Source organism: Leptolyngbya sp. ST-U4 (assembly GCF_039962215.1).
Classification (GTDB): Bacteria; Cyanobacteriota; Cyanobacteriia; order Elainellales; family Elainellaceae; genus Leptolyngbya_A.
On sequence record NZ_JAMPKZ010000081.1, the window covers coordinates 1 to 3,530 of the forward strand.

Sequence of the window (3,530 nt, forward strand, 5' to 3'; positions counted from 1 at the left end):
AATCGCGAGTGGTCTGTGAAAATGCGTTTGCTGGAGTCAAGCGTTACAATGCGGTGAGCACTATCTATCGCAATCGAAAAGCGGAGTTTGATGATCACCTTATGCTAACCGCAACAGGATTATGGAACTTCTACCTGACTGCGGCATAGGAAGAACTTGAAAGGTCGCATTGGCTAGCTCTGTTCTTATTTCCCGACAACTCTATTAACTTATTGCCATTTCCTAATGTAAGATTGGCTGAACACCCGTACTGCTCGGCCTGTGAAAATCAACCGCCACGACCAAGCTAAAATCCTCTCGCCACAGGAGATTGCTTGGTTGTTTGATGGCAAAGTGGGGGTGGTTTCAGATCTGAAGCTATTGCGGCTGCTGGCTTGGATTGGAAAAGAGGAAGGAATGGAGGCGAGCGACTTCCTGATCGTTGCGGACATCGTTTTCTAACCAGCGATAGGGGTCAGAGATCGCCTGTCCAAAATGTTCCTCAACGACATCGCCGCGCTTGGTTTCAGGATAGGCAATTGTAGTAGGCATCATGGTTGTGAACTCCGAGTAAGCGGGGGCGAAATGAGTGGTAAAGAGTAGCGCGATCGCGAAAAGGGATGCGCGGCGCATCAATATCTTGATCTTTTGAAATGAGAGTCAAAATCCGAAGAGGTTGAACTCTAGGGAACCTCGAAAAATTGACATCTGATCTCAATATGAGATCATGCAGGAGAGTACCACCTTGCTCCATAGGCTATGGGACAACTCGGTTTTTGGAACCTGGACGAACGCTATCAAAAGCTGCAACAGAAGCAGGACTTGCTGGGGCATCTGAATGAGGTGGTGCCCTGGAAAGAGTTCCGCCCCCGCTTAAATCAGATCCACCAAAAGGATCGTAAAAGCCCCGCTGGACGAAAACCAACCGATGTGGTGATGTTCAAAATGTTGGTGTTGCAGAAGCTGTACAACATCAGTCATGAAGCACTGGAGTATCAGGTGAACGACCGCTTGTCCTTCATGCGTTTTCTAGGCTTTGGGCTGGAAGACAAGGTGCCTGATGCTACGACTGTATGGTTGTTCCGTGAAAACCTGCAAAAGCAGGAACTGCTCGATAAACTGTTTGAGCAATTTGAATCCTACCTTCAGCAACAGGGGTATGCGGCTAAAGGCGGACAGATTGTGGATGCAACTCTCATTCCGATACCAACTCAACGCAATTCATCAAAGGAAAACGAGCAATTAAGCAAGGCAAGCAACCACAAGAGTGGGCAGAAACCCCTCATAAAGCCAGGCAAAAAGATACCGATGCCCGCTGGACGAAAAAGCACAAGAAAAGCCATTTCGGCTACAAAAATCACATCAGCATTGATGTGGAGTATGGCTTTATTCGCGGGTATGCGGTGAGTGATGCCAGCAGCCATGACAGCCAGATGTTAGGAGCGGTCTTGGATGATGACAACGCTGACCCCGATGTATGGGCAGACAGTGCCTACCGTTCAGAGGCGATTGAAGAGGTATTGGAAGGGATGGGATTTGACAGCCATATTCATGAGCGGAACTATCGCAATCGTCCATTAACCGACCGACAGAAAGACGATAACCGAGAACGCTCCAAAATCAGAGCAAAAGTGGAGCATGTCTTTGGCGATTGGACCAGCAGCATGGGAGGTAAACTGCTGCGAACGATTGGCATCAAGCGCGCCAAGATGAATTTAGGGTTGAAGAATTTGGTGTACAACTTCAAGCGGTTCGTGTTTTGGCAGGTGAGATCTGCCCAAACATCCCAGTAAGGGGAGAAAAGTGTCTAAAAATCATCGTGGGAGGGATTCAAGCCGCAGGATTGGAGCTAGGACTGATGGATGCAGCCTTATTGTTACTGCCGTGTCTCGAATGAGACTCAAAATCCACTCTGAAATTCAATTAATCGAGGTGCCTTCTAGTAATTCTTGTCGTGATTTTGCAGTTTTGAACATGTCATTAACTTACATAACCTGATTGCCTGACACATCTTTCAACGTAGGTTGGATTGCGCTGCACTTCACCCAACCTACGGTATATCTGAGCAGTATCCTGTTGTTGTGTCATGAGTTGTTTTCTTTGATTATTTGAAGACATGGGAACACTCCTATTGATCAATTCCTGTTGATTGATGAGTTGCGTCATGAACAGGAATTGAATCACACCAGTACACTCCGCCATTCACTCTCCTTTGTGATTGAAGGTAAGTTTACGTGAACAACTCACGCTTAACAGCAGCCTTCATACCAAGTCACTTCTGGAAGTTCGTCTGATCGCAATCGATTTACAATGCCGTTTTCATCGGTTTCAAACACGATACGGTAGTTGCGATCGCCCACATCAGTTGGTATATAAGTCAGGTAATAACCACCCTGAACATATTCGTGTGGTTACACTTCGATACTTTGTAAAAGTAAACACGGACATTGCACCAACCTCATCGCCCAGTCACATCACTGTTCGATTGCTAAATTTCTGTTTTAGCAATGAGCGGAAGTTTTTCTTCTTGACATGAAATACCACTACTTTGACAGAGGTTAGGGCTTGTTAAAAAATAACTTCACGATGGTGCGTTACGCTGACGCTAACAGCACCCTACGGTTCAATAAAACCGTGAAATTGTTTCTTTACAACGCCTTAGTGTTCCTGGTGGTAAAATTTGCTCTACAACTTCCAGTGCTTCTTCAGAAGTCATCATTGAACCTCCTAAATCAGCCCTTGACGTAAAGCAACTACGGCAGCCTGTACACGATGATCAACTCCAAGTTTGTTGAAGATACCACGTACATAAGTTTTTATAGTGTTGTGACTCAGATATAGATGGGCTGCAATTTCAGAATTACTTTGACCTTCCGCCATGAGTTTCAAAACTTCTAATTCACGAACTGAGAGGTTGTGAGTAGGTGTTAAAGACATTGAGGAGGAATATTTTATTCTTTTCATGAAAACCTCTGACATTTTGCTAGAAAGGTTTTGATGACGAAAGCCCTTAATTCGACAATCTTGCCGTCACGAAAGCGCCAGATGTCACAGTACGAGTAATCAGCTGCCTTCCCGTCTTCGTCTTTCATAGTGATGTTGCCAAGTGCCGTGACAAAATCACCCTCGGCGATTAAGTTGGCGACCCTAAACGTTGGCGGCTCTACGTATGTCGTTGCCATCCATTGGCGAACGGCTTCTTTTCCGTTCAGGGTCTTATCGCCTACAAATGTCCATTCCGTGTCGTCAGCGCAGAACGACAAGAATCCTTCATAATTGCCTTCAGCGATCGCCGCGTTTGCCGCTTCTAAGATTGCTTTATTATTCTCTGACATTTGAACCTCTCCTGTACATACCCGATGAAACACTTGCTCTGATTAAGTTTTAGCTCGTGAGCATTGCCTACTCTACTGACTCTATTGTTTCCAGGGAAGCGGCGATCGATAGGGGTTTTCGCGCATATCTAGGACTTCCCAAGTTGTAGGATTGACTTGCCCTGTGACTGGGATTTCGTACCGTTGCTGTAAATCTCGTATTGCAGAAGCTGTAAT

Annotated in this window: 2 protein-coding genes and 4 pseudogenes; 2 read left to right on the forward strand and 4 right to left on the reverse strand. The window is 45.8% G+C overall.

Annotated features, from left to right (window positions below; all coding sequences use genetic code 11):
* A pseudogene (locus NDA02_RS28110) lies at positions 1 to 149 on the forward strand (IS5/IS1182 family transposase); the annotation flags it as partial.
* Between the two features lie 256 nt (positions 150 to 405).
* On the opposite strand, the pseudogene NDA02_RS28115 reads toward NDA02_RS28110, so the two are convergent.
* A pseudogene (locus NDA02_RS28115) lies at positions 406 to 624 on the reverse strand (hypothetical protein); the annotation flags it as partial.
* A gap of 114 nt (positions 625 to 738) precedes the next feature.
* Between NDA02_RS28115 and NDA02_RS28120 the strand changes: the two are divergent.
* Positions 739 to 1,772 (forward strand): annotated as a pseudogene (locus NDA02_RS28120) (IS5 family transposase).
* A gap of 934 nt (positions 1,773 to 2,706) precedes the next feature.
* Here the strand turns inward: NDA02_RS28120 and NDA02_RS28125 are convergent.
* From NDA02_RS28125 to NDA02_RS28135, 3 genes and pseudogenes are all read right to left on the reverse strand, one after another.
* Positions 2,707 to 2,895: pseudogene (locus tag NDA02_RS28125) on the reverse strand (LuxR C-terminal-related transcriptional regulator); the annotation flags it as partial.
* Positions 2,896 to 2,939: 44 nt separating this feature from the next.
* A complete protein-coding gene (locus NDA02_RS28130) occupies positions 2,940 to 3,314 on the reverse strand; it encodes a nuclear transport factor 2 family protein (RefSeq protein WP_190789651.1) in 375 nt (124 codons plus the stop codon).
* A gap of 81 nt (positions 3,315 to 3,395) precedes the next feature.
* The gene (locus NDA02_RS28135) at positions 3,396 to 3,530 is read right to left on the reverse strand and encodes a peptidoglycan-binding domain-containing protein (protein WP_348250015.1); all 135 of its coding nucleotides are present in this window, start codon (positions 3,528 to 3,530) and stop codon (positions 3,396 to 3,398) included.